Raw genomic sequence first — 26949 nt, 5'->3', positions numbered from 1 at the left:
GTTGTGGCACATCAGGTTCGGATTTTCAGCTGGCAGCAGCATCTTCCAGTCGCCCGGGTTAGAAATCACGACTGTTTCGCTCGCGTCGTGGATTTGTCGAATCATTCGGCCCGCCCGTAGCAAGCTGTCAGGCCCGAGCGGGGATTGATCCAGCGCGAGTTCGCCTTCAACGTACTCGACTACGTGTCGGCCGTTGGCGTCCCTGCCCAGCGGCTCCGGAACATCCACGCCGGATGACCGGAGCAAGGTAGTTCTGTACGACGGGAGAGTTTTCCAACCAGGGTTTTCGTACGTTGTGACCAACGCGCACAACACTTTCGGACGCATTTCCGCCCGTCAGTTCCTGCTCGTCCTCGACCATCCCATCACGCTACAACGAATAAAGACTGGTGCGGCCAGAAAGCCGACTCGCCAGCCTCGCCACCGCGGGCCGCGCACTACGGGGTGGACACGGGGAGTGCGCCGAGCACGGCGATGCCGATTGCATGGCCGCGCCGAGCGCGAAAGCGGCCGGAACCGGGGGGATCGGCCAGATCCAGCGGAACCTGCCGGCGGTGAGCTGCCCCGTGGCGGTCCACCAGCCGTAGCGCTGGCCCTCGGATAGGCCGGGACGGCACGCCGCCGTGACCTTTGGCCCTAACGTGGGCCGACGGTGAAGGCGCACCCTCAATCCATGAGCTACCTGACCAGGGCCGGTCCACGGTGTTGCGCCTAAGCGGCCGCGGCCGGCCGTGACGCCCGAGGCCCCCGCCGGGGGGCAAAGCGCCGAGGCCCTCCGGGCCGCTCCCGGGCTGAGCTCCGCGGAGGCGGCGCGGCGGCTCGAACAGGTCGGGGCGAACAAGCTGCCGGAGGCCGGCACGGTCCCCGGCTGGCGGAGGCTGCTTGCCGAACTGACCCACTTCTTCGCCATCCTGCTCTGGTGTGCCTCCGTGCTCGCCTACCTGGCCGGCATGCCGCAGCTGGCCATCGCGATCGTCATCGTGATCCTGGTGAACGGGGTGTTCGCCTACATCCAGCAGGAACGCGCCCAGCATGCCGCCGCGAAGCTCCGCGAGCTGCTCCCGGCAATGGTCTCGGTCCGCCGGGACAACCGCGTCATCAAGGTCCACACCACCGAGCTGGTCCCGGACGACGCCGTCGTGCTGGTTGCCGGTGACCGGGTTCCGGCGGATCTGCGGCTGGCGGTCGCGGCGAGCTGTTCAGTGGACGAATCAATGCTCACCGGTGAAAGCGAGGCCCTTGCCAAGGTTCCCGGCGACACCGTTTTTGGCGGGACTTTCCTGGTCAACGGCCAGGCCGAAGGCATTGTCGCGAGCACCGGCGGTCAGACCCGGCTCGCCGAAATCGCGGCCCTGACGGGAAAGGTCGAGGCGCCGCCCAGCCCGCTGGCCCGGGAACTGCAACGGATCGTCCGCATCACCGCCGCGATGGCACTGGGGATCGGCGCGCTGTTCTTCGTGCTCTCGCTCCTCGTCGGGATCTCGTGGCGGGACGCGTTTCTTTTTGCCATCGGTGTGATGGTGGCGCTGGTGCCCGAGGGCCTGCTGCCCACGGTCACCCTGTCCCTTGCCGTCGGGGCGCAACGGATGGCGCAGCGCAACGCACTCGTCCGCAACCTCGAAGCGGTGGAAACCCTCGGCTCCACCACCTACATCTGCACGGACAAGACCGGCACCCTCACCCAGAACAGGATGAATGCCGTCGAGGTCTGGACCCCGTCCGGGGTGCTCAGCATCATCGGCGCAGGCTACAGCCCGGAGGCGGAGGTTACCGGGAAGGGAACCGTGGAGGCGCAGCACCTCAGCACCGCCGCGCTCGCCGCCTCCGTGGGCCGTGCCGTGCTCCACGAGGGCAAGTGGGTCGCCGAGGGCGACCCGATGGAGGCCGCCATCCACGCCCTGGCCGCCCGGCTGGCGGACCCCGGGCAAGGCCCCGGGGAGCTGGAGGTCTCGCACCGCTTTGCCTTCGATCCCCGCCGGCTGCGGGAGTCCGCCATCGTCGGGACCACCCTGTATGTCAAGGGTGCCCCGGAGTCCGTGATCCCGCTGTGTGGCGAGGACGGCGCCGGCCGCGCCCTGCGGATGGTGGATGAGATGGCCTCCCACGGGCTGCGGGTCCTGGCCGTGGCCGAGCGGAGCCTGCCCGGCCCGCCCGGCGCCAGCTTCAAGCTTGAGGACGTTGAGAGCGGACTGACGCTGCTGGGGCTGATCGGCCTGCACGACCCGCCCCGGGCCGAGGTGCGGGTGGCACTCGAAGCGGCCCGCGACGCCGGCATCAAAGTGGCCATGGTCACCGGCGACCATGCCTTCACCGCGGCGGCCATCGCCCGGGAAACCGGGCTGATCGGATCGCCCGAACTGGTGCTGGAGGGACACAACCTGCCCGAGGACGACGCCGTCCTGACCGCGCTGCTGGACCGCGACGGTGTGGTGGTCAGCCGGGTCACCCCGGAACAGAAACTGCGGGTGGCCCGCCTGCTCCAGCGCCGCGGCCATGTGGTGGCAATGACCGGCGACGGCGTCAACGACGGGCCGGCCCTGCAGCAGGCCGACATCGGCGTAGCCATGGGGCTGAGCGGCACGGACGTGGCCCGTGAGGCGGCCGACCTTGTGCTGCTGGACGACGATTTCGCCACCATCATCGCGGCGGTGGAGCAGGGCCGCGCCACGTACGCGAACATCCGGCGATTCCTGACGTACCACCTGACGGACAACGTCGCCGAGCTCACCCCCTTTGTGATCTGGGCGCTTTCCGGCGGCCGGTTCCCGCTGGCGCTGAGCGTGCTGCAGATCCTCGCCCTCGACATCGGCACCGACCTGCTCCCCGCGCTGGCGCTGGGCAGCGAGGCCCCGAGCAAGGGAACGCTGAAACGGCCGCCGGAGCGCAGGCACCTGATGGACCGGGCGCTGATCATCCGGGTGTTCGGTCTGCTGGGCCCGGTCGAGGCACTTTTCGAAATGACGGCGTACACGGCGGTGCTCCTCGGTGCCGGCTGGACCCCCGGGGCGGAACTGCCGGCGTCGGACGTGCTGATGGCTGCCTCCGGTGCTGCGTTCACCACCGTGGTCCTGGCCCAGCTGGCCAACGCCTTCGCCTGCCGCAGCGCCTCCGTACCACCGTGGCGGCTCGGCTGGTTCAGCAACCGGCTGCTGGTCTGGGCCGTGCTGGCGGAACTGGGTCTGCTGGCGGTGTTCCTGTTCCTCGGCCCGCTCGCCACCCTGCTGGGCCACGCGCCGCCGTCGCCCGGCGGCCTGGCCGTCGCCCTCGCCGCCATTCCCGGGGTGCTGCTCGCGGACTGGCTGTACAAGATCGTCCGCCACCGCCGGGTCGCGAAGGCCGCGCCGGCCACCAAGGTCTAAAGCCTCTTTCATCGGACGGGCCGCCGCCACAGGATGGGTCCAGAGGCGCCGGGCTCCGGGCGGTAACCACCGTGTCCGGTGCGTTCCTTCCTATTGCCGAAAGCAGGAGCTGCGACATGGCTGAATCCACGGTGCTGTGGTTTGAAGAGATCGGGATGGGCGATGTCCCGCAGGTGGGCGGCAAGAATGCCTCCCTCGGCGAACTCATCCAGTCCCTCAAAGCCCAAGGCGTGCGGGTGCCGGACGGCTTTGCCACCACCGCGGATGCGTACCGCCGGTTCATCGAGGCCAACGGGATCGAATCCGCGATGCGCTCGCGGATCAAGGCCTACCGTTCCGGCGAAACCTCGCTGCGCGCCACCGGGGAAGCCATCCGGGAGCTGTTCCTGGACAGTGAATTCCCCGAGGACATCGCAGCGTCCATCCGCGCGCACTACCGGGAACTGGGGCAGCGCGCCGGACTGGAGCGGCTCTCGGTCGCGGTCCGCAGCAGCGCCACCGCCGAGGACCTGCCCGACGCGAGCTTCGCCGGGCAGCAGGAGACGTTCCTGAACATCGCCGGGGAACGCGAACTCCTGGACGCCTGCCGCCGCTGCTACGCCTCGCTGTTCACCGACCGGGCCATCAGCTACCGCGAGGTCAAGGGTTTTGACCACCTCGACGTCGCGCTCTCGATCGGGGTGCAGCGGATGGTGCGCTCCGACGTCGGGGCCTCCGGCGTGATGTTCTCCATCGACACGGACTCCGGCTTCCCCCGCGTGGCCGTGGTCAGCGCCGCCTGGGGCCTGGGCGAAACCGTGGTCCAGGGGACCATCAACCCGGACAAATACCTCGTGTTCAAGCCGCTCCTGGCGGAGCCGGAGTTCACGCCGATCATCGAAAAGACCCTCGGTTCCAAGGACCGGAAAATGGTTTACAGCCGGGGCGGCCACGCACGCACGAAGATGGTGGACACCTCGGAGGCCGAACGCCGCGCGTTTGTCCTGGACGACGCCGAGATCCTCGCGCTGGCGCGCTGGGCCGTGAGCGTCGAGGAGCACTACGCCCGGGCAATGGACATGGAATGGGCCAAAGACGGCGTGACCGGGGAGCTGTTTATGGTCCAGGCCCGGCCGGAGACGGTCCAGTCGCGGAAGTCGGGCTCCCGGTTCATCCTGCACCACCTGCTGGAAACCGGCACCGTGCTGGCGCGCGGCGCCGCGATCGGCGACTCCATCGCGCAGGGCACGGCGTGTGTGATCAGGAGCGCGGCGGACATCGAAAACTTCCGCGACGGCGCCATCCTCGTCACCGAGATGACCGACCCGGACTGGGTTCCCATCATGAAGCGGGCGGCCGGCATCGTGACCGACCACGGCGGCCCCACCAGCCACGCGGCCATCGTGAGCCGCGAACTCGGGGTCCCCGCCGTCGTCGGCACCGGCAACGCCACCACCGTCCTGGCGGAGGGCCTGGCCGTGACGATCTCATGCGCCGAGGGCGATGAAGGCCGCGTGTACCGGGGCAGCCTCGCGTTTGAAACCGAGGAGGTGGACCTCGGGGAGCTGCCGGAGACGCGCACCAAAGTCATGGTCAACATCGCCAGCCCCGCGGCCGCGTTCCAATGGTGGCGGCTGCCGGCAGACGGCGTCGGGCTGGCCCGGATGGAATTCATCATCAGCACCCTGATCCGGGTCCACCCGATGGCGCTGGTCCACCCCGAGCGGGTCACCGATCCCGGGGAAGCCGAGCAGATCCGCGCCCTGACCAGCGGCTACGCAGACCCGAAGGACTACTTCGTGGACGCCCTGGCCCTCGGCATCGCCAAGATCGCCGCGCCCTACCACCCGCGGCCGGTGATCGTCCGGCTCAGCGACTTCAAGACCAACGAGTACGCGCACCTGATCGGCGGTTCGGCCTTCGAGGAGCCGGAGGAGAACCCCATGCTCGGCTTCCGCGGCGCCTCCCGCTACTACGACGAGCGCTACCGCGAGGGCTTCGCGCTGGAGTGTGTGGCCCTCAAACGGGTCCGGGAAAAGCTCGGGTTCGGCAATATCATCGTGATGGTCCCGTTCTGCCGGACCCCGCAGGAAGCGGACCACGTGCTGGCTGTGATGGCGGAGAACGGCCTGGTCCGGGGTGAGAACGGACTGCAGGTCTACATGATGTGTGAGATCCCGTCCAACGTTGTCCTCGCCGAAAAGTTCGCCACCCGTTTCGACGGCTTCTCCATCGGCTCCAACGACCTCACCCAGCTGGTCCTGGGCGTGGATCGGGATTCGGCGCACCTCGCCTCACTCTTCGATGAGCGGGACGAGGCCGTCATGGCGATGATCAGCGAGGCCATCCGCAAGGCCCACGCCGCCGGGATCAAGATCGGCATCTGCGGCCAGGGCCCCAGCAACCACCCCGAGTTCGCGGCGTTCCTGGTCGGCGAGGGCATCGACTCGATCTCCCTGAACCCGGACAGCTACCTCAGGACCGTTCCGCGGATCGCGGAAGCCGAGAAACAGGCTGCGGCCCGGTAGCCCCGCCGGCAGCCTTCTGCCCCGGCGCCCTGGTTCCGGCCCGCTTTCCCGGGCTGAGCGCGCGCAGCGCATTGAGGATGGTGGCCAGGTCCACGAGTTCCTGGGAGAGGGCGCCGGCGATCGCCGGGATGTAGCCGGCCGCGGCAGCGACCATCAGCGCCACACTCAGCGCGATCCCGATCCAGATGCTCTGCAGCGCCACCTTGACGGTGCGCTGGCCCACCCGCACGGCGGAGGCCACCTTGGACAAGTCGTCGAGGATGATCACGACGTCGGCCGACTCGCCGGCCGCCGTCGAGCCGCGCGCCCCCATCGCGATCCCGACGTCGGCGACGGCCAGGACGGGGGCGTCGTTGACGCCGTCGCCGACCATCATGACCGGGCGCAGCGGCAGGGACCGGACGGCTTCGACCTTGTCCGGCGGCAGGCACTCGGCGCGGACATCCGTGAGCCCGGCCTCGGCCGCGATGTGCTGGGCGGTGCCGAGCGCATCGCCGGTCAGCATGACCGTCTCCGTGACGCCGAGTTCCTGGAGCTCTGCCAGGGTGCGGCGGGTTTCCCGGCGGATCGGGTCGCTCATGACGAGGGACCCGGCGAATTTGCCGGCCACGCCCACGTAGATGCCGAGTTCGCCGCTGGCCAGCTCCGTTTCCTCGACGCCGACGGCCGATTCCGCCACGAAATTGGGCTTGCCGACCACCACGTCGCGGCCGTCGAAGCGCGCCCGGACGCCGTGGGTGGCGAATTCGGTGGCCTCCGTGGCGGATTCGAAGACCAGCCCGCGGGTCCGCGCGGCGTCCATCACCGAGGCGGCAAGCACATGGGAGGAATACTGTTCGGCGGAGGCCGCCAGCCCGAGCACCTCGTCCTCGGTGAAAGACCCCGACGCCCGGACCCCGACGAGGGCGGGGCGGCCATAAGTCAGTGTGCCGGTCTTGTCGAAGGCGACCGTTTTGATCCGGCTCAGTTGTTCCAGGACACCGGCGTATTTGACGATGATGCCTCCCCGGGCGGCGCGGCTCATGCCGCCCAGGAAAGCCACGGGGGCGGCGATCAGCAGCGGGCACGGGGTGGCCACCACCAGCACTTCCGCGAACCGGGCCGGGCTGCCGCTGACGATCCAGCCGACCGCGCCAAGAATGTAGGCGAGGGCCGTGAACGGAACGGCGTACCGGTCAGCGAGCCGCACCATCGGCGCTTTGCTCTCTGAGGCTTCCTTGACCAGGGCGACGATGCGGCTGTACTGCGAATCCTCCATCCGGGCCGTGACCTGCATCCGGACCGCGGCCTCGCCGTTAAGGGAGCCGCTCATCAGCCCGTCTCCGGCCACCCGCTCCACCGGAAGGCTCTCCCCGGTGAGCGAGGACTCGTCGAAACTGCCGGACTCAGAGAGCAGGACGCCGTCCAGCGGCACCACTTCACCCGGCCGCACCAGCAGGATGTCACCGATCTCGACAGCGGTGGCGGCAACATCCTCGTGCTGGCCGTCCTCATGGTTGCCGCCGCGCTCCCGGTGGGCCGTCTGCGGGACGCGCTCCAGCAGGGAAGTCAGTTCCTTCTTGGCCCGGCCGGCCGCATAGTCCTCGAGTGCTGTGCCGCCGGCCATCATCAGGACAATGATCATGGAGGCGATGAACTCGCCCACCAGCACGGTGCTGACGATCGCGGTGACGGCCAGGATATCGATGCCCCATTGGCCGTCGATCAGGCGCCGGACCATGCCAACGCCCAGGTAGACGGCCACCGCCAGGGCATAGGCGCTGGCCGCGAGCTGGGCAATCAAGGGCTGCCCGGACAGTAGCAGTATGAGCACCGCGAGCAGGGCAGCGATTGTGCCCGCAACAAGCGGATACCGGAGCAAAAGTTTCACGGATATCCTGCCTTAGCATTCGCGTTATCTTTACGCGTCTTTCACTATTTCATCCTACTGCGGCGCCCTCTCAGGGAGGGCAGCCCGGGGCCAGATTACGCGGGCACCGCTGGTGGGCGGCCCGGCGCACAGGTTGCGCGGTCAACGGCGGGCGGCCCCCGCGCGGGCGTGAGACGCTGGAGCGGGGCGGGGCAGGACCGTCCAGGCCTGACCGGCCCGCATGTTGGGGCGGCAGCCCCCTCCGCCTCAGCCTAACAACGCGGGGTCAGACCGCGCCCATCCCAGGGGTCGTCATGGGCGCGATCTGACCCCGCGTTGCTTGGGGGTTGGCGGATACTGGGCACTTCAGCCCTAGTTCGACTGTGGCCGGTGGTGCCACAGTGAAGCATGTGGTCGATCTTTTCCGACCGGCGCCGCTGGCTGCCTGCCGCGGCCGCGGTGCTGTTGCTGGCCGCCGCCGTGGTGCTGGCGGTCGTCTTTTCGGCAGGCCCGCCGTCGGCAGGCCCGACGGCGTCGACGACGGTCCCGGCGCCCTCCTCGGCGTCGGGCCCGGCCACGGCCGGCCCGTCGGACAGCCCGGCGCCGGGTGTGCCGCCGTCGGACACCCCGGTCCCGAACCCCAGCGAAACGGTTCCGGCCGGGCCGGCACCGACCGTCCCGGCCCCAGCACGCCCCGCTCCGGAACCGCCCGCTCCGGAACCGCCGGCCCCGGCACCCGCCGTCCCGTTCCCCGCCGCCCTCGCCGGACGTGACGTCGAGGTGATCCCGGGGGCCGGGGCAGTGGTGGCGCTGACGTTCGACGCCGGAGCCAACGCGGCAGGGCTGCCGAGCATCCTGCAGACCCTCGCCGCCACCGGCGTCCGCGGCACTTTCTTCCTGACCGGCAACTGGGCCGCCGCCAACCCTGCAGGGGTCGCCGGGATCGTCGCGGGTGGCCACCGGCTGGGCAACCATTCGATGACACATCCGGGCTTCACCGGGCTCTCGGACGCCGCGATCGGGCAGCAACTGTCGGGGGCCGAGCAGGCCATCCGGGCCGGCGGCGGGGATCCGCGGCCGCTGTTCCGCTTCCCCTTCGGCGAACGCGACGCCCGGACCATCGCCGCCGTCAACGCCTACGGCTACCTTCCCGTCCGCTGGAGCGTGGACACCCTGGGCTGGAAGGGCAGCAGCGGAGGCATCACCGCGCAAATCGTGGCGGACCGGGTGCTCGCCGGGCTTCGGCCGGGGGAGATTGTGCTGATGCACATCGGCTCCAACCCCGATGACCGGACCACCCTCGACGCCGACGCCCTCCCCGGGATGATCGAACGGATCCGCCAGGCCGGCTACGGCTTCACCACCCTCGACGCGCTGCTGCGCTGATGTCCGCCCTTCGAATCCCGGACCGGCCGGACATTGCGCAGGGCCGCCACTGTCGCGGCGCCCGAATGCCTGATACGACTAGGGCATGACGGAGTCGCCCACCCTTGCCGCAGCCCTGGCGCCCGTCGATGCGGTGATCTTCGACCTTGACGGCGTGGTCACGGACACGGTGGAGCTTCGCGCGGCGGCCTGGAAGCAACTCTTCGACGAAGTCCTCCAGGACCCGCGGCTTCCTGCCGGGACCCGCCGGGACCCGTTCAGCACCGAGGACTACAAGGACCTGGTCGCGGGCCGGACCTGGGAGGACGCGGTGATAACCTTTCTCGAATCCCGCGGCGGTGCCATCCCGGTCGGCGGACCGTCGGACGGCTCCGGGGACTGGACCGCTTTCGGGCTCGCGGCCCGCCACCACGAAGTGTTCGAAAAGCTGCTCAGCGACAACCCGGTCCGGGCCTTCCCCGGCACCGCCGACCTGCTCGGCCGGCTGAAGGCGGGCCGGATTCCTGTGGTGCTTGCCACCTCGGCCCGGAACGCGGGCGCGCTGCTCTCCGCCGCCGGGCTCGGGGACGTCTTCGACCACATCATCGACGGGCAGACGGCCCTGGACCGCGGCGTCGCGGGCAAACCGGCCCCCGCCCTGCCCCTGGAAGCGGTGCGCAGGCTCGAGATCGCGCCCGCCCGGGCGATGGTCATCGAGGAATCAGTGACCGGCGTGGAGGCAGGCCGGCGCGGCGGTTTCGGGCTGGTCGTGGGGATCGACCGGGCCGGGCGCCGGGATCCGCTGGAAGCGGCGGGCGCCGACGTCGTCGTCGAAGATGTCAGCCAGCTGGACATCGGGCTCGTCATCACGCACCCGTGGCTGCTGGTCTATGAGGGCTTTGACCCGGCGCACGAGGGCCACCGTGAGGCCCTCACCACCCTGGGCAACGGGTACCTGGCCACCCGCGGCGCCGCCCCCGAACACCGCGCCGGCGCGGTGCACTATCCGGGCAGCTATCTGGCCGGCGTCTACAACAGCCTGCGCAGTGTGGTGATGGACCAGGAAACGGTCGACGAGCACATGGTCAACATCCCGGACTGGCTGCCGCTGGACCTCCGGATCGGCGACGGCGCGTGGTGGTCCGAGGGCGGCCTTGCCCTCCGCAGCGAGCGGCGCACCCTGGACCTGAAGCGTGCGGTGCTCACCCGCGAGGCGCTGCTGGAGGACAGCGACGGCCGGCGGCTCCAGCTGCTGCAGCGCCGCCTCGTGTCGATGGCAACGCCGAACCTGGCCGCCCTGGAAACCGTCATCACGGCTGTCGGCTGGGACGGCGGCGTCAGCATCCGCAGCGGCTGCGACACGGACGTCACTAACTCCAACGTCCCCGAGGACGCGGCGCTGTCCAGCCGGCATCTGGGGTCCGTGGAGGTTGCCGCCTCCGAGCCCGGCCCCGGGGTCGCCGGCCTCACCGTGGAAGTCCGGACCGTCACCAGCGGGATCGGGATTGCCCTGGCGCTCCGGACGGAAGTCTGCGCGCCCGGCGGGCCGCAGGGTGCGGCAGTCCCCGAAGTGCTGGGCGGGCTGCACTCGCACCGCTTCGAGATTTCCGTGGCTGCGGGGGAGCCGCTGACGGTTCTCAAGACCGTGGCCGTGGCTTCCTCGCGCGACCACGCCATCGCCGCCCCGCTGACGGCGGCCCGGACCGCCCTGGCCCGGGCCCCGGGCAGTTTCGGGGCGCTGCAGGCCGAGCACGAGGCCGCGTGGGCGATCCTGCTCAAACCCTTCGTCATCGAGCTCGACGACGGCTCGCAGGCGCAGCTCATCCTGAACCTGCACGTCTTTCATCTGCTGCAGGCACTCACCACCCACACCGCGGAACTGGACGCGGGCGTGCCGGCCCGCGGGCTGCACGGCGAGGGCTACCGGGGACACGTCTTCTGGGATGAACTCTTCGTTCTTCCGCTGCTGAACTCCAGGCTGCCGTCCGTCGCGCGGGAGCTGGTCGATTACCGGTGGCGGCGGCTTGGCGCGGCGCGGGACGCGGCCCGGGCCGCGGGGCTGAAAGGGGCGATGTTCCCCTGGCAGAGCGGCAGCGACGGCACGGAACAGACGCCGCGGCTGCTGTTCAACCGGCGGTCCGGGCACTGGATGCAGGACCATTCCCGGCTCCAGCGTCATGTCGGCCTCGCCGTCGCCTACAACGCCTGGCAGTACTTCGAGGCCACCCAGGACCGCGGGTGGCTGACCGAGCACGGTGCGGAAATCATCGTCGACGTCGCCCGGTTGTTCGCATCGATGGCGGAGTGGGACCCGGAAGAGGACCGCTTCCACCTCCGCGGCGTCATGGGTCCGGATGAATACCACACCGGAAACCCTGGCGACCCCGGCGGCGGACTGAACGACAACGCCTACACCAACATCATGGCGGCCTGGGTGTTCGACCAGGCCGTCTGGATCATGCACTCGGTCCGGGGGTTCGACATGGACGAACTGCGTGTCCGGCTGCTGGTCACTGCCGCCGAAATCGAGGCCTGGGAACACCTCAGCCGCCGCATGTTCGTTCCGTTCCACGACGACGGCGTCATCAGCCAGTTCGACGGCTACAGCGCGCTCCGGGAACTCGACTGGAAGCACTACCGCCGGACCTACGGGCTTATCGAGCGACTGGACCTGATCCTGGAAGCGGAGGGGGACAGTGCGAACCACTACCGGCTGGCCAAGCAGGCCGACGTCCTGATGCTGCTGTACGTCCTGGGCGAGGACCAGCTCATCGCGTTCCTGGCCCGGATGGGCTACACGGTCACCTCAGCGCAGATGGCCGCGACGGTGGACTTCTACCTGGCCAGGACGGCGCACGGCTCCACGCTCAGCCGGGTGGCCCACGCATCGGTATTGGCGCAGCGGGATCCCGAGCGGGCGTGGGCGGTGTTCCGTGAGGCCCTGGACGCGGACCTGGATGACACCCAGGGTGGAACCACCAGTTCCGGCATCCATCTGGGCGCGATGGCCGGGACGATCGACGTCGTCCAGCGCAGCTTCGCCGGGCTGCGGATCACCCGCGATGCCCTCGACTTCGCTCCCCGGCTGCCGGTCGAGCTCAGCCGCGTGCGCTTCCAGGTCCGCTACCGGGACCAGATGCTCGCCGTCCATCTGGAACGCGACCGGCTGTCGGTGTCGGCGGCCCCGGGCGACGCCGCCCCGGTGCTGGTGCGGGTAGGTACCCGGCGGGTGCTGCTCCGGGCCGGCCAGGACCATGTGTTCCTGCGGCAGGACGACTGAACCCGCCGGCGCCCAGCGCCGGCTACGGGGCGTCCATCCGGAGCACGGCCGCGCCCGTGACCCGGTCCTCCGACAGGTCCAGCAGCGCCTGGTCCGCGGCCGAGAACGGATAGGAGACCGTGGTGGGGCGCAGCGGGATCTCCGCGGCGATGCGGAAGAACTCCTCGCCGTCGGCCCGGGTGTTGGCGGTGACACTGCGCAGCTGGCGTTCCTGGAACAGCTCCGTGGCGTAGTGCAGCGGCGGGATGTCGCTGAGGTGGATGCCGGCGACGGCGAGGGTGCCGCCCCGGTCCAGGGCACGCAGGGCCGCCGGTACCAGGGTGCCGGCCGGAGCGAAGAGGATGGCGGAGTCCAGCGGATCCGGCGGTTGCTCATCGGCGCCGCCGGCAAAGGTTGCGCCCAGCTCGAGGGCCAGGGCGCGCGCTTCCGCAGACCGCGTCATGACGTACACTCGCGCGCCCTGGAACAGTGCGATCTGTGCGGCCAGATGGGCGGATCCGCCGAAGCCGTAGATCCCCAGCCGTCCGCCGATGGGCAGCTCGGCCCGGGAGAGCGCGCGGTAACCGATGATCCCTGCGCAGAGCAGGGGGGCGGCCTCCTCGTCCGAGAAGTTTGACGGTAGCCGGTAGGCGAAGTTCTCGGACACCGTGATGAGTTCGGCGTAGCCGCCGTCACGGTCCCAGCCCGTGAACACGGGGGTCAGGCACAGGTTCTCCGCTCCGCGCAGGCAGAAGCGGCAGGAGCCGCAGGTCCTGCCGAGCCAAGCGACCCCGATCCGTTCTCCGGGGGAGAACCGCGTGGCGCGGGATCCGCACGCAATGACGTCGCCGACGACCTCGTGGCCGGGGATGACGCCGGGGCGCCGCGGGCGGAGGTCGCCCTCGGCCAGGTGCAGGTCGGTCCGGCAGACTCCGCACACGTGGACCCGCAACAGCACCTCGCCGGGGCCCGGCCGGGGGTCCGGGCACTCGCCTGCCACGAGCGGGCCGCTCTTCATCGGCCCGGGTTGTCCGACCCGCCAGGCTCGCACGGGTGTCCTCCTCTGCTAGGACCTCCAGCTCCCCCTGAAGGCGGTGCTCCGGTGGAGCGGGTCAGCGCGTTATCAGGACATTGCAGCGCGCCTTGTTCAGGACGGCCGTGACGGTGTTGCCCGGGCCTCCCTCACGGTTGTGGGTTCCAATGACCAGTACCTCGGCCCCGCCGGCGGCCGCCAGCAGTTCTTTGGACGCCGCGTGGCCTTCCCGCAAGACGACTGAGATCGACAGATGCGGGGCAAGGTTCCGGGCCTCCTCCAGCGCGTGGTCCAGGAGTTCCTGGCCCTGCATCGGGCCGTGCCGTCCATGCATTTCACGGGTTCCGCCACGGCTCTGGTCTATGGTGACGATCTGCAGGGTTGTGCCGAGCACTCCCGCCAGCCGTGCGGCGCCGGCCAGCGCCGCGGAGCTCCGGGACGTCCCGTCGATGCCCACCACGACGGGGCCCGCCGCTTCCCCGGGACCGCGCAGCCGGCGGATCACCATCAGCGGACACGGGGAGGAACCGGCCAGGTCGAGACAGACCGACCCGGCTAGCTGCCCCAGCACGCCGCCGAGCCCGCGGCTGCTGACCACCAGCAGGCGTGCATCCTGCGCTGCGTCGCGCAGCACCGCCGCCGGGAGCCCTGTTTCCATGACGCCCTCGACGTCGGGCCCGGTTCCGGCCGCGGGTCCGGCGGGGGCGGCCTCGGGTGCGGGCCCGGGTCCGGCGGGTGCGGCCTCCGGAGCCGTGGTTGCGCCCGGGGTTCGAGCAGCCGCGAGGGCCGCGCGTGCCAGGTCGACGCCTTCGGCAAGGATCGCCTCGGCTGAGTGCCGCAGTCCGCTGCCTTCCACGCCTTTGACCGGGCCGAGCTTCTTGGTGAACATCGGCCAGACCCAGGCATGGACCACGCGGAGGCGGTAATGTCCGGCGGCTGCGTACTGCGCGGCCCACCGGACGGCCTCTTTCGCTGCCTCTGACCCGTCGTAGCCCACGGCTACCGTGGTGCGTTCGGGCCCTGCCGCGGGTGCCGTCATTCGTCCTCCCCGTCAGCTGTGTCCGCCTCCGGGCGGTACTTTGCCCCCAGTAGAACGCGGCGGGCAGGAAAGGGCTAGGGGCTTTGGTCCCGCGGGTTGCGCGGATCCGCGTCCTGAGTCCGCCCGGAGCGCGCCGCGGCTCCCGCGTCAGCTTCGCCGCTCCGCTCACGCAGTTCGCGGCCGCGCTGGATGTCTTCCTCCTCACGGGCCTGCAGCTTGTCGCTCTGTTTGGTGTCGCGGGGCGGCAGCTGGATGGTTTCCTCGGCTTCGATGCCGGTCTGGAGCTGGCGGCCGCGTTCCATTTCGGCGTCGAATTCGGCGCCGAAGAGCAGCGACATGTTCAGGATCCAGAGCCACAGCAGCGAGATGATGACGCCGCCGATCGTGCCATAGGTCTTGTTGTAGCTGCTGAAGTTGGCTACGTAGAACGCGAAGGCCACGGAGGACAGCAGGAAGACCGCCAGGGCAATGAAGGAGCCAAGGCTCATCCAGCGGAACCTGGGCTGCTTCACATTGGGCGTGGCGTAGTACAGGATGGCGATCGCGAGCACCACGAGCAGCAGGATGACGGGCCACTTGGCGATGTTCCAGACAACGAGGACAGTCCCGCCCAGACCGATGGCGTTGCCGACGGCCTCGGCCACCGGCCCGCTCAGGACCAGCATGGCGGCCAGTAGCAGGACGATCAGCACGGTGGCGATGGTGACGGCGAGCATGGTGCCGCGCAGTTTGATGAACGGCCGGCCTTCGTCGATTTCGTAGATCCGGTTCATGGCCCGGCCAAATGCCCCGACGTAGCCGGACGCGGACCAGAGGGCGGTGAGGATGCCGAGCACCAGCGTGAGCCCGGCAGCGGAGGAGTTACTGAGCTGCTCGACCGGTTGGCGGATGGCATCGACCGTTTCTGCGGGCGCGAAGCCCTGGACAATGTCCAGGAGCGCGGCCGTGGTCTTCCCGGCCTGCCCGAAGATGCCCAGCAGGGACACGAGGGCCAGCAGGGCCGGGAAAATGGAGAGTACGGAGTAGTAGGTCAGGGCCGCAGCGAGGTCCGGGCACTGGTCCTTGGTGAATTCGCGCAGCGTCTTTCTGGCGATGTACTTCCAGGACGGCTTGGTCACCTCGGTGGGGCTGTCCGGCTTGCGGGAATCGTCCGGGTCGGGGGCCGTGCGGGCCTTGGCGGTGCTGCTTTCCTGGGTTTCGGCGTCGGCGGTGGTGTCTGCCGGGGCGGGGTTCTTGGCCATGGGAATTCTTCCTTTGGGGTTAAGTGCAACGGCCGGCCGTCCGGCGCGTGAGCGCAGGACGGCCGGCCGGGTTCGAACGGGATCAGACCTGCTGGACGTTGTCCTTGGCCTCGACGGTCCGATCCTTGACGCCCGCCACGGCGCCCTGGCCTTCGGCCTTGACGTGCTCGGTGGCGACCGTGGCTGTGGCCTTGACGTTCTCCACCGCAGCCTGGGCGGGCTCCCTGAGTCCTTCAGCCACGTGCTTGGCGGCCTCCGTGAGTTCCGTCGTGAGCGGCTCGGCAGCAGTCTTCAGGGAATCTGCGGCTTCGCGTTCCTTCTGGCTGGCAGGAATCAGGGAGGAGACCAGCATGCCGGCCCCGAATGCAATCAGACCTGCCGCCAGCGGGTTCCCCCGTGTCTTCACCTTGACCTGCGTGGGGGCATCCCCGATAGCTGCCCCGGCGTCGCTGAGGTGCGACCCGGCACTGCCGGTGGCCGAGTGGACATTGCCGGCGGTGTGGTCGGCAGCTCCCATGACTTTCTCCTTCACTCCAAAAACGGCGTCTTTCACGTTTTCTTTGACTCTGTCGGTTTGCCGCTGGACGATGTGGGACGGGGTGACCTTGTCCGCTACGGCATCGACATTCGTGCCCAGCCGCGCGCGGGTTGCTTCGATATCTGCTCGGATGACATCCGGGTTTTCACTCATCGTGTTTCCTCGCTGTATTTAGGGGGTGGGCTTGAGCGTGGGCGGGATTTCCTGAAGCGTCTCTGCGGTCTGGGGCATGCCCTTGATCGCGTTGAGTTCCTTGCGGCCCATGGCGGCCAGAACTGCGGCGACGATTCCCCAGATGATGGCGACAACGACACCTGACCATCCCATCCCCATAACGTTCCCGAGCGCCCACCAGAGCGCCAGGGACAGGAACAGCAGGACGAAGTGGCCTGCGACTCCGGCGCCGGCGAGCATTCCGCCGCCCTTACCGGCGCGGGTCGCGGACTGCTTGAGCTCGACCTTCGCCAGTTCGACTTCCTGCCGCATCAGGGTGGACATGTCCCGCGTGACCTCGCCCAGGAGATCGCCAAGGGACGAGGTTTCGGCCTTGGCGTGCGCGGCGGTCTGGGGCATTTCGCTGGTCATCGACGGCCGCCGTCAAACGGGTCATCGCGGAACGGGTCCTGCCGGAGCGGGTCGGTCACCACGGGCTCAGATTCCCAGCGGTCCTGCCGGTTGCCGCCGGCCAGCGGGTCGGCGTCGAGCGGATTGGGCGGGTAGGTGTCCACGAAGCCCGCGGTCGTGGTTTCCGGGGCCGGCATCTGCACCGGCGGCGGCGGAACGGCCATTCCGGTGTCGGGGACCCGGGTGGTCGGCATGCCTGTGCCGGCGGTTGCGGCGGGTGTGGGCTCCGGGGCGCCTGCGCTGAGGCTGCGGCTGAGCCGCCCTGCCAGGATGCCGGCTCCGGCCGCGAGCAGCAGGAACGTGCCAGGGCGCTGGCGGGCGAAGGATTTCACTTCGGTCAGCAGCGAACCGGGATCGCGGCCGTCCAGCCAGCCGGCGACGGCGGAAGACCGCTCGGCGGCCTGGCGCACGAGGTCGGTGGCAACTCCGGGCTGATCGGAGGCTGCGGCCATGGTGTGCAGTTCCGTGGAAATGGAGCGCAGACCCTCGGCGACCTTCTGCTGCTGCGTGCCGGCCTGGTCGGTGAGGTCGGATTTCGCCTGGTGCAGCAGATCGCGGGCGTTCGTCTTGACCTCCGCCGCCACATTGGCGACTTCGGTCTTGGCCGTCTCGGCCACGTTCTGGGCGGAATCCGCGGCCTGGCGCGTCACGTCGGCTGCCTCATCCTTGGCTGCGTCGGTCTTTGAGGACCCGCCGTCGGGGGAGATGGTGGAAGCGCCGTGGGCGCCGCCGTTCGGTGTCGGCGGGAACGTGGTTGCCGGCCGGAGGGGAGTCTGCTGGGTGGCCGTGGGCGTGCCGTAGCTTCCGTCCTGGGGCCATGTGTTCTCTGTCATCTTCGCTCTCTTTTCAAGATCGGCTGCTGATCACAACCAGCAATAACTGGAGAGTTAATAGTAAGCATGATTACTAAAGATAGTAAGTACCCTTGGCTTTATTTTTTTCGGCGATTACTTCCGACGGGCCAGCTCACGTGTCGGCGGCTGGGCCCCACTGCACGCCAGCCGCCCGGCCTTCACCCGGTGGGCAGGTCAGGGCGGATGCGCGACGCCGGTGCGCCCTGATCTGCCCGCGCGACGCGAACGACGCAGGCCCGCGCCGCTCGAGCCCCGGTGCCAAGGCCCAGCTGCGGGTGAAGCCCGCCCGGCCGGTGAACTAGGCTTGAAACATGAACAAAACGGTCGGTGGCTGATGGCGAAGCGGGGCAGGGCTGCCAGCCGGAGCGCCACCGAAAGGACCGCCGGAGTGGTGGATCTGCCGAAGGGCAGCCGTCCCGAGGGGCCAGTGGAGGGCGTCTACTACATCGACACCGGTGACTGCGAGCTGATCGCTGACCAGGACAACTCCAACGGCTGGCTGCTGCGGATCAACGGTGTAATGAGTTCGCACATCGACCTGGCGGATCCGTTGTTCCTCGACTTCGAGTACATGCGCTGGATCTCGGCCCTGGTGGAGTCGCGCTGGCCGCGGGAATCCAGGCCGAAGCTGCGCGCCCTGCACCTTGGCGGCGGGGCATGCTCACTGGCGCGCTACTTCCACGCCGCCTACCCGGAGGCCCGCCAGGTGGTTGTGGAACTCGACGGCAAGCTGGCGGAATACGTCCGAGGCTGGTTTGACCTGCCAAAGGCGCCGCTGATGCGCCTGCGCGTGGGGGAGGCCCGCGAGGTGACTGAAAGCCTGACCCCGCAGACCCGGGACCTGATCATCCGCGACGTTTTTGCGGGCTCGCTGACGCCGCGGCCGCTGACCACGAGGGAGTTCAACGAGCACGCCAAGCGCGTCCTGGCTCCCGGGGGGATATACGTGGTGAATTCCGGTGACGCGCCGGACCTGAGGAACGCCCGCGAGGATGCCGCCACCATCGCGGACGCTTTCAAGCACACCGTGATCATCGCGGATCCGGCCATGCTTAAGGGCCGGCGCTACGGGAACATGATCATGGCCGGCAGCGACATCCCGTTCGACGACGACCCCGGGCTGGCGCGGCGCCTACTGGGCGGCGGCGTCCCCGCCCACATCTGGAATGACGCCAAGGTCCGGGCCTTTGCTGCCGGTGCCCCGGTCCGCCATGACCCGGAGGTTCTACCCGCGGGCTGAACCCCAACCCAGGAGTGCCTCGCGGTGGGCCTTCGTCTGTTCGCGCAGGGCCTGCACCACTGCCGCGACGGCGGGGCGTCGCATGGAGTCGGGCCGCAGCACCATCCAGTAGGGCAGCAGTTCGGCGAACTCCTCCGGCAGCAGCCTGACAAGGTCCGGATGCAGGTCCGCCGCGAAGCACGGCAGGAAACCGATCCCGGCGCCGGCGCGGGTCGCCTCCACGTGGACGAAGACATTGGTGGAACTCAGGCCGTCCCGCATGGTCGGCACCAGACGGCGCGGGGCATCCAGATCGTCCACCTGAAGCATGGAATCCACGAAGTAGACCAGCGAATGGGTGGTCAGTTCCTCGACAGTTGTGGGGGTGCCGTACTCGGCCAGGTAATCGCGGGAGGCATACATGCCCAGCATGTATTCGCCGAGCCGGGCCGCAGCGGCCCGGTGCACCTGCGGTTCACCAACCACCACTTCGATGTCCAGTCCGGAACGCTGTTGGAGCGCCCGCCGCGTCACGGTGATGATCTCGACGCTGAGGCCGGGGTGGTCCCGGCGCAGCCTGGCCACCGCGGGGGCTGCGATGTAGGCGCTGAAGCCGTCCGTTGCAGTCATCCGAACGACGCCGGCGATCGGGTCCGGGACCCGGCCCGGCTCTTCGAGGGTCCGGATCGCGGCTTCAACCCGTTCGGCCACTTGCACGGCTTCCTCACCCAGTTCCGTGAGCTCCCAGCCGCCCGAGGCGCGGGACAATACCCGCCCGCCCAGGGCCTTCTCCAGCGCCGCTATCCGGCGCGACACAGTGGTGTGGTTGAGCCCCAGGGATTGCGCGGCCGTAGTGAACTTCGCGGAGCGGGACACGGCCAGGAGCACAAGGAGGTCATCCGGGTTTGCGTTCATATCTGCAATTCTGCACATACGGGGTGCCGCTTTGACCATTGAATCGCCAACTTTGTGCGGCAATACTCAGTGGAGTTGCTCAGTGCTGTGCATCGCACCTCCTCTGGGCTGTTGACGACCGCGAACTCGAGGAGTGCAGACATGGAGAGCAGCTTGAACGGGCGCAAGGCCCTGGTGACCGGCGGAGCCGGCGGAATCGGCGCGGCCAGCGTGCGCGCGCTCGCGGCCCGGGGTGCCAAGGTGGTGATCGCGGATGTGGATGAGGCCGCGGCGGCAGCACTCGCCGACGAGGTCGGCGGCACCTCCTGGGCGGTCAACCTGCTCGACGTCGAGTCACTCGAGACCGTCAGCCTGGACTGCGACATCCTCGTCAACAACGCGGGCATCCAGCGGATCAGCCCGATCGAGGAGTTCGACCCGGCCGACTTCCGCCGCATCATCACGCTGATGCTGGAAGCGCCGTTCCTGCTCATCCGCGCCGCGCTGCCGCACATGTACGCGAACAACTTCGGCCGGATCATCAATCTGTCATCCGTGCACGGACTCCGCGCCTCGCCGTTCAAGAGTGCCTACGTCTCGGCCAAGCATGGCCTGGAAGGCCTGAGCAAAGTCACGGCCCTGGAGGGCGGCGCGCACGGCGTCACGTCCAACTGCATTAACCCCGGCTACGTCCGGACACCGCTGGTCGAGTCCCAGATCGCGGACCAGGCCAAAGTGCACGGGATCCCGGAATTCGAGGTGCTCAGCAAGATCATGCTGACCGAGGCCGCCGTGAAGCGCCTCGTCGAGCCGGAGGAGGTCGCTTCACTGGTGGCCTGGCTGGCCTCCGGCGATGCCGGCATGGTCACCGGCGCTAGCTACACGATGGACGGCGGCTGGTCCGCACGGTGACCAGCCGCTGATCAATCGCTTGGCTTGTCGTCGCCCTGGTCCTGGTGGTCCTGGTCCTGGGTGGCCGGCTCGGTGGAGCGGCGGATGTAGTCGTTGACAGCTTCCTCGGGAACCCGGAACGAACGGCCCACCCGGACGGCCGCGATGGCGTGCGCTTTCACCAGCCGGTAGACGGTCATCTTGGACACCCGCATTGCAGCGGCGACTTCCGCGATGGTCAGGAAATGGGAGGACACATTCGCTGAGCTCATGTCTTCGGGCCCGTCCACTATTCTGGGTACCGGAGTTGCCGGTAGTCGTAGAAGACGACGCGCCCGGGGCTGCTGCCGGCTGTCCGGATGCCAACGAAGGGGGTCTCGATCACTGCCACCGTGCCGAGGTGCCGGCCGTTGAATGGATCATCCCCAATCAACACTTCGCCCACCCGGAACGGGACCCGCGGCGTTCTGACGAGGCTCACCGTGTTCGAGAGTAGGCGGGCCATGCGGCGTCGCTGGTGTTGTGCCTGCGGAGATACTGGGGACCCCATCGGAACCACTCCTTCGGAACTGTGCCACTCGGACTGTGGGCGGTTCCGGACCAGCCTTGGGAGGGCTCCCCAGCCAGTGTCCCCGGCCGTTCCGATACCGCCGTGAAGCAACTGTAGCCGCCAGCCCCTTTCGTCACACGAGTAACGTTCTACCCCTGCTGGACCGGGCACCACTTGGGAGGCACCGCGGACTACTTGCCGGACGGAGGTTCCGCGCCGTTTCCGACGAAGGCAAGCGTCCCCCCGAGTGCAACCATCATCATGCCGCCGGTCGTGCCCAGCGCGGCGATCCGACGGGGCGAGTTGGCAAACCAGTGCCGCGCCGTCCCCGCGATCAGGGCCCAGCCGCTGTCCGAGGCCAGCGCGATCGCGAGGAACAGGGCACCCAGCGTTGCGAGCTGCAGCGGAATGCCGCCGGCCGAGTAGTCCGCGAACTGGGGCAGCACGGCGACGAAGAAGACAATCGATTTGGGGTTGGTGGCCCCGACGATGAATCCTTGGCGCAGGATCTGCCAGGCCGTCGCCGGGCGCGGTTCCCTTGCCGCCGTCGGGAACTGGCCGCGGTGCCGGACGGCCTGGATCCCAAGGTAGATGAGATAGGCCGCACCGGTGAACTTGACCAAGCTGAAGAGCATTACGGACTGGGCCAGCACGACTCCCACCCCCAGCGCCACCGCGGCGATCTGCAGCAGCTCCCCGGCGGCGTTGCCCAGCACGCTCAGAAGCCCTCCCCTGCGTCCCAGGGCGAGCGTCCGTCCGATCACGAAAAGCACGCTGGGGCCAGGAACCGCGATCAGGAGGAGGGCCGCGAGGGCAAAGGCCAGCAGGTTGGGAGCGGGGACCATAACTGAGTTTAACTCCGCCGGGCAGCCGCCGGCAGTGCCGCCGGCGCCCCTACGCTCCTGCCGGAATCCGGGGGAGCCGCGAGGTGTCATCGGCGGTTCGGACCGGACCCGGCCGTGGCCGCGGACCCACAGCGCCGTCCGGTGTCATCGATTTCAGACAGACCCGCACCGCGCAGGGGGGCGTGGTCCTAACGGATGGGCTTGCGGGCGTGGTAGAACCGACCCGGGCCTGAAACTCCATCCGACAGTAAAGGTGATGCATCATGAAAGCCATCGTCCAGGACGTGTACGGCTCTGCGGATGTGCTGGAGCTGCGCGACGTCGGCACTCCGGTGCCCGGCGACGACGACGTGCTGATCCGGGTGCGTGCGGCCGGCGTCGAGCAGGGGGTCTGGCACCTCATGACCGGATTGCCGTATCTGACGCGTGCTTTCTTTGGGCTCAAGGCACCCAGGAACCCGATCCGCGGCCGGGAAGTCGCGGGCCGGGTGGAGGCGGTGGGGCGGAACGTCGTCGGGTTCCGTCCGGGGGATGAGGTCTTCGGGACGGCCGAGGGAACCTTCGCCGAATTTGTGTGCGCCAAGGAAGCCAGGATCGCCCTGAAGCCGGTGGGCGCCAGCTTCGAGCAGGCCGCCGTCGTTCCCATCTCCGCCACCACGGCGCTGCAGGGCCTCCGTGACAGCGGCCGGCTCCAGCCCGGGCAGGACGTCCTGATCATTGGCGCCGGCGGCGGGGTGGGCTCCTTTGCCGTTCAGCTCGCCAAGGCGCTCGGAGCGCAGGTCACCGGAGTGTGCAGCACCGGGAAGCTGGAGCTGGTCCGGTCAATCGGCGCCGATCATGTCATCGATTACAAACACGACGACTTCGCAGACGGGGCGAGGCAATTCGACCTCATTCTGGACACGGCCGGCAACCGGCCTCTCTCGGTCCTGCGGCGGGCGCTTAAGCCCCGGGGAACCCTGGTGATCGTTGGAGGCGAAGGCGGCGGCCGATGGACCGGGGGATTTGAGCGCTCCCTCCGGGCCCCGATACTGTCCCTTTTCGGTGGCCAGAAGCTCAAGGGCCTGATGGCAGCGGAGCGGCAGGAGGACCTTCGTTTTCTCGCCCAGCTCATCGACGCCGGCTCCGTCACACCCGTCATCGATAGGAGCTATCCGCTGGGCGACGCTCCGGAAGCCATCCGGTACATGCACGAGGGCCGCGCCCGCGGCAAGGTGGTCGTGACGGTCTGAGGCGGCCGTGCGCACGCCGGCTCGGGCGCCGGCCGGGCGATCGGCCGTCCCGGGGGCCGTCCCGGACACCGGCGCGGGGGCCCTTCGCGGGTTCGCACTGTGCGGACCCGCCGCCGGCCAGCCGGTCACGGTCCGCCAGGTAGGCGGCGTTGTCGCGCAGGGCGACCTCGCCATGGGCTCAGCCGGCCTGCTGCAGCGCAAGGACAATGATCGCGACGTTGATCCCGAGCCCGATAAGCCACCAGCGGTTGAAGGTCAGGAGCAGCAGTCCGGCCGAGACGAGGGCGCCTGCGACCGTCACCGGAATCCACCAGGATGCGCCCCCGATCAGTCCCAGGCCGCCCAGCCCGAGTATCACGGCGGCTGCCATCGCCAGCACGGACGCCAGCCGGCGGACGTCGCCGGCAAACGGCGAATGGCCGACGTCGAACGGCGCCTTCTCGTCCGGCTTCGGCAGCCAGATGGCCAGATGCACCAGGCCGTGGGCAATCACGAACAACCCCGCAATCCAGCGCATGGCGGCCCTCCTTGCGTCCCAGCCTGGTTTCCCGGCCGACGCGTCCATGCAAGCACCGCCGCTGTGGTGCGGCAAGGGGCGGAAGCCCCCCCGGGCTGGGCCGTTTCCGCCTCCGCCGCAGAAGCATTTCCGCTTCCGGCGGCGGAAGCCAGGGAAAGACCGGGGCAATTGTCCGGTATTCCAGACATTGCGGGGCGGCCCGGGCTGTCCGTGACGCCGGACCGGGCGCATGCTTAAGTACGGGATACCGGACACGCGCTATTTGAAGAGGATCGATGCCTGCCACCAGCACCACCCCGCCGGCCGCCGCAGCGGCGCCCAAAGCCACCCCGGCCAAGGTGGCCTCCAAGGTGCCGGCGGCGGAAAACACCCTGCGCATCCTCAAGCTGCTGGCCTCGAAGCGGGGGCCGATGGCGGCGTCGAACATTGCCACCGCGCTGGGGCTGCCGCGCTCCAGCGTTTATCACCTGCTTGGCGTGATGGAGGCCAACGGCTTTGTGCTGCACCTGCACGAGGAGCAGCGCTACGGGCTGGGGATCAGCGCCTTCGAGCTCAGCTCGGCGTATTCGCGGCAGGAGCCGCTCTCCCGCCTGGGCCGGCCGATGCTCGCCTCGCTGGTGGATGTGATCGGCGAAAGTGCACACCTCGCCGTGCTGCACGGCCGCGATGTGCTCTACATCGTTGAGGAGCGGGCCAAGAACCGCCCCTCGCTGGTGACCGACGTCGGCGTGCGGCTGCCGAGCCACCTCACCGCGAGCGGGCGGGCCATCCTCGCGGCGCTGCCGAAGTCGCAGGTCCGGGCGCTGTACCCGAACGCGGCGGCTTTCACTGCCCGGCACGAGACGGAGTCGCCGATCATGAAGTATTCGGCGCTGTCCTCGCATCTGGACCAGGTCCGGCAGCGCGGCTACGCCACCGAACACGGGGAGGTCACGCCGGGCTTCGGCTCGATTGCCGCCGCGGTCACCGACCACGTGGGCTGGCCGACTGCCGCCGTCGCCGTGACCTTCCTGGAGGACAAGCTGCCGGCGGAGGAATGGCCCGCCCTGGCCGCCCGGGTGCAGAAGGTCGCGGACGAACTCTCGGTCCGGATCCACGGCCGGCCCCAGCCCAACTGACCGGCCACCCCCCGCCTCCCCCGGCGTCCCCCCGGTTGCGCTATCACTTATGGTGCCCACCGGCGCGTTTTGGCAACCGGAAGTGACAGCGCAACGTGGGGGGAGGGGGGAGGGGAGGCTGCGGGCGCGTCTGGAATCCCGGACAGCACCCGCCGGCAGGCCCTGTTTCCGGGGCCGCCGACAGGCTTTAGTTGATACAGGACCTCATTTCCCTCAAGCCCTTGCTTGACCAACCAGTACACGAAGGAGCCCCTCATGGCACCCGCCGATTTCACCACCGGTGCCCGCCCGGTCAAAGCAGCCCGCGGCACCGTGCTCACCGCCAAGAGCTGGCAGACGGAAGCACCGCTGCGCATGCTCATGAACAACCTGGACCCCGAGGTCGCCGAACGCCCCGATGACCTCGTCGTCTACGGCGGCACCGGCCGCGCCGTCCGGTCCTGGGCGGCGTTCGACGCGATCACCCGCACGCTGGAGACCATGGAAAAGGACGAGACCCTGCTGGTCCAGTCCGGCAAGCCCGTCGGCGTGTTCCGCACCAACGAGTGGGCGCCGCGCGTGCTGCTGGCCAACTCCAACCTCGTCGGCGACTGGGCCAACTGGCCCGAATTCCGCCGGCTCGAGGCCGAGGGCCTGATGATGTACGGGCAGATGACCGCCGGGTCCTGGATCTACATCGGCACCCAGGGCATCCTCCAAGGCACGTTCGAGACGTTCGCCGCGATCGCCCGCAAGCTCACCGGGGACGAGAACGGCACCCTTGCCGGCACCCTGACCCTCACCGGGGGCTGCGGCGGCATGGGCGGGGCCCAGCCGCTCGCCGTCACCCTCAACGACGGCGCCTGCCTGATCGTCGACGTCGACGAAAGCCACCTGCGCCGCCGCCTCGGCAAGCGCTACCTCGACGAGGTCGAAACCGACCTCGACACCGCCATCGCCAAGGTCATGAAGGCCAAGGAAGAACGCCGCGGCTGGTCCGTGGGCTACGTCGGCAACGCCGCCACCGTCTTCCCCGAAATCCTCCGCCGGCACAACGCCGGGGAGCTTACCGTCGACATCGTCACCGACCAGACCTCCGCACACGATCCACTGAGCTACCTGCCCGAAGGCATCACCGTCGCGGAATGGCACCGCGAGGCCGCCGCCGACCCGGAGGGCTTCACCAAAAAGGCCCAGGCCTCGATGGCCAAGCACGTCCAGGCCATGGTCGAGTTCCAGGACGCCGGCGCCGAGGTGTTCGACTACGGCAACTCCATCCGGGACGAGGCCCGCAAGGGCGGCTACAACCGCGCCTTCGAGTTCCCCGGATTCGTCCCGGCGTACATCCGGCCGCTGTTCTGCGAGGGCCTCGGCCCGTTCCGCTGGGTGGCGCTCTCCGGCGACCCGGAGGACATCGCCGTCACGGACAAGGCCATCAAGGAACTGTTTCCCGACAACAAGCACCTGCACCGCTGGATCGACGCCGCCGCCGAGCGCGTCGAGTTCGAGGGCCTGCCGGCCCGGATCTGCTGGCTGGGCTACGGCGACCGCGCCAAGGCCGGGCTGCTGTTCAACCAACTGGTCAGGGACGGCAAGGTCAAGGCGCCCATCGTGATCGGCCGCGACCACCTCGACTCCGGCTCCGTCGCCTCGCCGTACCGCGAGACCGAGGCCATGGCCGACGGCTCGGACGCCGTGGCCGACTGGCCGCTGCTCAACGCCCTGCTCAACACCGCCTCCGGCGCCACCTGGGTCTCCATCCACCACGGCGGCGGCGTCGGCATCGGCCGCTCCATCCACGCCGGCCAGGTTTCGGTCGCCGACGGCACCGACCTTGCCGCGCAGAAACTCGAACGCCTGCTCACCAACGACCCCGGGATGGGTGTCATCCGCCACGTCGACGCCGGCTACGACCGCGCCGTTGAAGTCGCCAAGGAACGCGGCGTCCGCATCCCCATGCTCCCCACGGCCTCCCTAACCTCGCAAGTGGCCCCCGAGCCCGCAGACTCCGCAGCAGACAAGAACTAGGACTTCAC

21 protein-coding genes are annotated in these 26949 nt (G+C 69.2%); 9 read left to right on the top strand and 12 right to left on the bottom strand.

Annotated elements, in window-relative coordinates; all coding sequences use genetic code 11:
• Positions 1-731 precede the first annotated feature (731 nt).
• Together AC1MFL_RS07690 and ppsA are read left to right on the top strand one after the other, a co-directional pair.
• Complete coding sequence (locus tag AC1MFL_RS07690) at positions 732-3359, top strand: cation-translocating P-type ATPase (RefSeq protein ID WP_479814512.1); 2628 nt, start codon at positions 732-734, stop codon at positions 3357-3359.
• Between the two features lie 116 nt (positions 3360-3475).
• Positions 3476-5866, top strand: a complete 2391-nt coding sequence (gene ppsA / locus AC1MFL_RS07685) for a phosphoenolpyruvate synthase (RefSeq protein ID WP_479814510.1) — start codon at positions 3476-3478, stop codon at positions 5864-5866.
• Here the strand turns inward: ppsA and AC1MFL_RS07680 are convergent.
• Positions 5814-7736 carry a heavy metal translocating P-type ATPase gene (locus AC1MFL_RS07680; RefSeq protein WP_479814508.1) on the bottom strand — a complete coding sequence of 641 codons (1923 nt, stop codon included), beginning with the start codon at positions 7734-7736 and terminating at the stop codon, positions 5814-5816. The two genes, ppsA and AC1MFL_RS07680, sit on opposite strands and share 53 nt — an antisense overlap.
• 387 nt (positions 7737-8123) lie before the next feature.
• On the opposite strand from AC1MFL_RS07680, the gene AC1MFL_RS07675 reads away from it, so the two are divergent.
• Positions 8124-9101: a polysaccharide deacetylase family protein gene (locus tag AC1MFL_RS07675; protein WP_479814506.1), complete on the top strand. Its 978-nt coding sequence runs from the start codon at positions 8124-8126 to the stop codon at positions 9099-9101.
• Positions 9102-9186: 85 nt separating this feature from the next.
• Entirely contained in the window at positions 9187-12360 is a 3174-nt protein-coding gene (locus AC1MFL_RS07670) for an HAD family hydrolase (protein ID WP_479814505.1), read from the top strand.
• A gap of 22 nt (positions 12361-12382) precedes the next feature.
• Here the strand turns inward: AC1MFL_RS07670 and AC1MFL_RS07665 are convergent, their stop codons facing one another.
• The 6 genes from AC1MFL_RS07665 to AC1MFL_RS07640 form a co-directional block, all read right to left on the bottom strand.
• A complete protein-coding gene (locus tag AC1MFL_RS07665; RefSeq protein WP_479814504.1) occupies positions 12383-13390 on the bottom strand; it encodes a zinc-dependent alcohol dehydrogenase family protein in 1008 nt (335 codons plus the stop codon).
• Positions 13391-13451: 61 nt separating this feature from the next.
• On the bottom strand, positions 13452-14411 hold the full coding sequence (locus AC1MFL_RS07660) for a universal stress protein (RefSeq protein WP_479814502.1): 960 nt from the start codon (positions 14409-14411) through the stop codon (positions 13452-13454).
• Positions 14412-14485: 74 nt separating this feature from the next.
• The gene (locus AC1MFL_RS07655) at positions 14486-15652 is read right to left on the bottom strand and encodes a YihY/virulence factor BrkB family protein (RefSeq protein ID WP_479814500.1); all 1167 of its coding nucleotides are present in this window, start codon (positions 15650-15652) and stop codon (positions 14486-14488) included.
• Between the two features lie 82 nt (positions 15653-15734).
• Positions 15735-16343, bottom strand: a complete 609-nt coding sequence (locus AC1MFL_RS07650; protein ID WP_479814498.1) for a DUF3618 domain-containing protein — start codon at positions 16341-16343, stop codon at positions 15735-15737.
• An 18-nt stretch (positions 16344-16361) separates the two neighbouring features.
• Positions 16362-16775 (bottom strand): phage holin family protein, encoded by a 414-nt coding sequence (locus AC1MFL_RS07645; RefSeq protein WP_479814496.1) that lies wholly within the window; start codon positions 16773-16775, stop codon positions 16362-16364.
• Complete coding sequence (locus AC1MFL_RS07640; RefSeq protein ID WP_479814494.1) at positions 16772-17647, bottom strand: hypothetical protein; 876 nt, start codon at positions 17645-17647, stop codon at positions 16772-16774. Before AC1MFL_RS07640 ends, AC1MFL_RS07645 begins: the two co-directional genes overlap by 4 nt.
• Before the next feature lie 355 nt (positions 17648-18002).
• Between AC1MFL_RS07640 and AC1MFL_RS07635 the strand changes: the two genes are divergently transcribed.
• The gene (locus AC1MFL_RS07635; RefSeq protein ID WP_479814492.1) at positions 18003-18908 is read left to right on the top strand and encodes a spermidine synthase; all 906 of its coding nucleotides are present in this window, start codon (positions 18003-18005) and stop codon (positions 18906-18908) included.
• On the opposite strand, the gene AC1MFL_RS07630 is transcribed toward AC1MFL_RS07635, so the two are convergent.
• Positions 18894-19802, bottom strand: coding sequence for a LysR family transcriptional regulator (locus AC1MFL_RS07630; RefSeq protein ID WP_479814491.1), 909 nt, complete (start codon positions 19800-19802; stop codon positions 18894-18896). The two genes, AC1MFL_RS07635 and AC1MFL_RS07630, sit on opposite strands and share 15 nt — an antisense overlap.
• 141 nt (positions 19803-19943) lie before the next feature.
• On the opposite strand from AC1MFL_RS07630, the gene AC1MFL_RS07625 reads away from it, so the two are divergent.
• Positions 19944-20693: a 3-hydroxybutyrate dehydrogenase gene (locus AC1MFL_RS07625; RefSeq protein WP_479814490.1), complete on the top strand. Its 750-nt coding sequence runs from the start codon at positions 19944-19946 to the stop codon at positions 20691-20693.
• An 11-nt stretch (positions 20694-20704) separates the two neighbouring features.
• Here the strand turns inward: AC1MFL_RS07625 and AC1MFL_RS07620 are convergent, their stop codons facing one another.
• The 3 genes from AC1MFL_RS07620 to AC1MFL_RS07610 all read right to left on the bottom strand — a co-directional run bounded on the left by AC1MFL_RS07620 (position 20705) and on the right by AC1MFL_RS07610 (position 22067).
• A complete protein-coding gene (locus AC1MFL_RS07620) occupies positions 20705-20944 on the bottom strand; it encodes a helix-turn-helix domain-containing protein (protein WP_479814489.1) in 240 nt (79 codons plus the stop codon).
• Between the two features lie 17 nt (positions 20945-20961).
• Positions 20962-21153, bottom strand: a complete 192-nt coding sequence (locus AC1MFL_RS07615) for a hypothetical protein (RefSeq protein WP_479814487.1) — start codon at positions 21151-21153, stop codon at positions 20962-20964.
• Between the two features lie 260 nt (positions 21154-21413).
• Complete coding sequence (locus AC1MFL_RS07610; protein WP_479814485.1) at positions 21414-22067, bottom strand: LysE family translocator; 654 nt, start codon at positions 22065-22067, stop codon at positions 21414-21416.
• Positions 22068-22330: 263 nt separating this feature from the next.
• On the opposite strand from AC1MFL_RS07610, the gene AC1MFL_RS07605 reads away from it, so the two are divergent.
• Entirely contained in the window at positions 22331-23299 is a 969-nt protein-coding gene (locus tag AC1MFL_RS07605) for an NAD(P)-dependent alcohol dehydrogenase (protein WP_479814483.1), read from the top strand.
• A 178-nt stretch (positions 23300-23477) separates the two neighbouring features.
• Here the strand turns inward: AC1MFL_RS07605 and AC1MFL_RS07600 are convergent, their stop codons facing one another.
• Positions 23478-23816: a hypothetical protein gene (locus AC1MFL_RS07600; protein WP_479814482.1), complete on the bottom strand. Its 339-nt coding sequence runs from the start codon at positions 23814-23816 to the stop codon at positions 23478-23480.
• 275 nt (positions 23817-24091) lie between these two features.
• Between AC1MFL_RS07600 and AC1MFL_RS07595 the strand changes: the two genes are divergently transcribed.
• Positions 24092-24934, top strand: coding sequence for an IclR family transcriptional regulator (locus tag AC1MFL_RS07595; RefSeq protein WP_479814480.1), 843 nt, complete (start codon positions 24092-24094; stop codon positions 24932-24934).
• Positions 24935-25189: 255 nt separating this feature from the next.
• Positions 25190-26941, top strand: a complete 1752-nt coding sequence (locus AC1MFL_RS07590; protein WP_479814479.1) for a urocanate hydratase — start codon at positions 25190-25192, stop codon at positions 26939-26941.
• Positions 26942-26949 lie beyond the last annotated feature (8 nt).

The organism is Arthrobacter sp. BG3 (genome assembly GCF_056680185.1).
This window is presented reverse-complemented; position numbering and strand designations above follow the sequence as displayed.

Coding starts and splice junctions, on each gene's coding strand:
- ppsA (WP_479814510.1), top strand. CDS start 3,476: ATGGCTGAATCCACGGTGCTGTGGTTTGAAGAGATCGGGATGGGCGAT.
- AC1MFL_RS07675 (WP_479814506.1), top strand. CDS start 8,124: ATGTGGTCGATCTTTTCCGACCGGCGCCGCTGGCTGCCTGCCGCGGCC.
- AC1MFL_RS07670 (WP_479814505.1), top strand. CDS start 9,187: ATGACGGAGTCGCCCACCCTTGCCGCAGCCCTGGCGCCCGTCGATGCG.
- AC1MFL_RS07660 (WP_479814502.1), bottom strand. CDS start 14,411: ATGACGGCACCCGCGGCAGGGCCCGAACGCACCACGGTAGCCGTGGGC.
- AC1MFL_RS07655 (WP_479814500.1), bottom strand. CDS start 15,652: ATGGCCAAGAACCCCGCCCCGGCAGACACCACCGCCGACGCCGAAACC.
- AC1MFL_RS07650 (WP_479814498.1), bottom strand. CDS start 16,343: ATGAGTGAAAACCCGGATGTCATCCGAGCAGATATCGAAGCAACCCGC.
- AC1MFL_RS07645 (WP_479814496.1), bottom strand. CDS start 16,775: ATGACCAGCGAAATGCCCCAGACCGCCGCGCACGCCAAGGCCGAAACC.
- AC1MFL_RS07640 (WP_479814494.1), bottom strand. CDS start 17,647: ATGACAGAGAACACATGGCCCCAGGACGGAAGCTACGGCACGCCCACG.
- AC1MFL_RS07635 (WP_479814492.1), top strand. CDS start 18,003: ATGGCGAAGCGGGGCAGGGCTGCCAGCCGGAGCGCCACCGAAAGGACC.
- AC1MFL_RS07630 (WP_479814491.1), bottom strand. CDS start 19,802: ATGAACGCAAACCCGGATGACCTCCTTGTGCTCCTGGCCGTGTCCCGC.
- AC1MFL_RS07625 (WP_479814490.1), top strand. CDS start 19,944: ATGGAGAGCAGCTTGAACGGGCGCAAGGCCCTGGTGACCGGCGGAGCC.
- AC1MFL_RS07620 (WP_479814489.1), bottom strand. CDS start 20,944: ATGAGCTCAGCGAATGTGTCCTCCCATTTCCTGACCATCGCGGAAGTC.
- AC1MFL_RS07610 (WP_479814485.1), bottom strand. CDS start 22,067: ATGGTCCCCGCTCCCAACCTGCTGGCCTTTGCCCTCGCGGCCCTCCTC.
- AC1MFL_RS07605 (WP_479814483.1), top strand. CDS start 22,331: ATGAAAGCCATCGTCCAGGACGTGTACGGCTCTGCGGATGTGCTGGAG.
- AC1MFL_RS07600 (WP_479814482.1), bottom strand. CDS start 23,816: ATGCGCTGGATTGCGGGGTTGTTCGTGATTGCCCACGGCCTGGTGCAT.
- AC1MFL_RS07595 (WP_479814480.1), top strand. CDS start 24,092: ATGCCTGCCACCAGCACCACCCCGCCGGCCGCCGCAGCGGCGCCCAAA.
- AC1MFL_RS07590 (WP_479814479.1), top strand. CDS start 25,190: ATGGCACCCGCCGATTTCACCACCGGTGCCCGCCCGGTCAAAGCAGCC.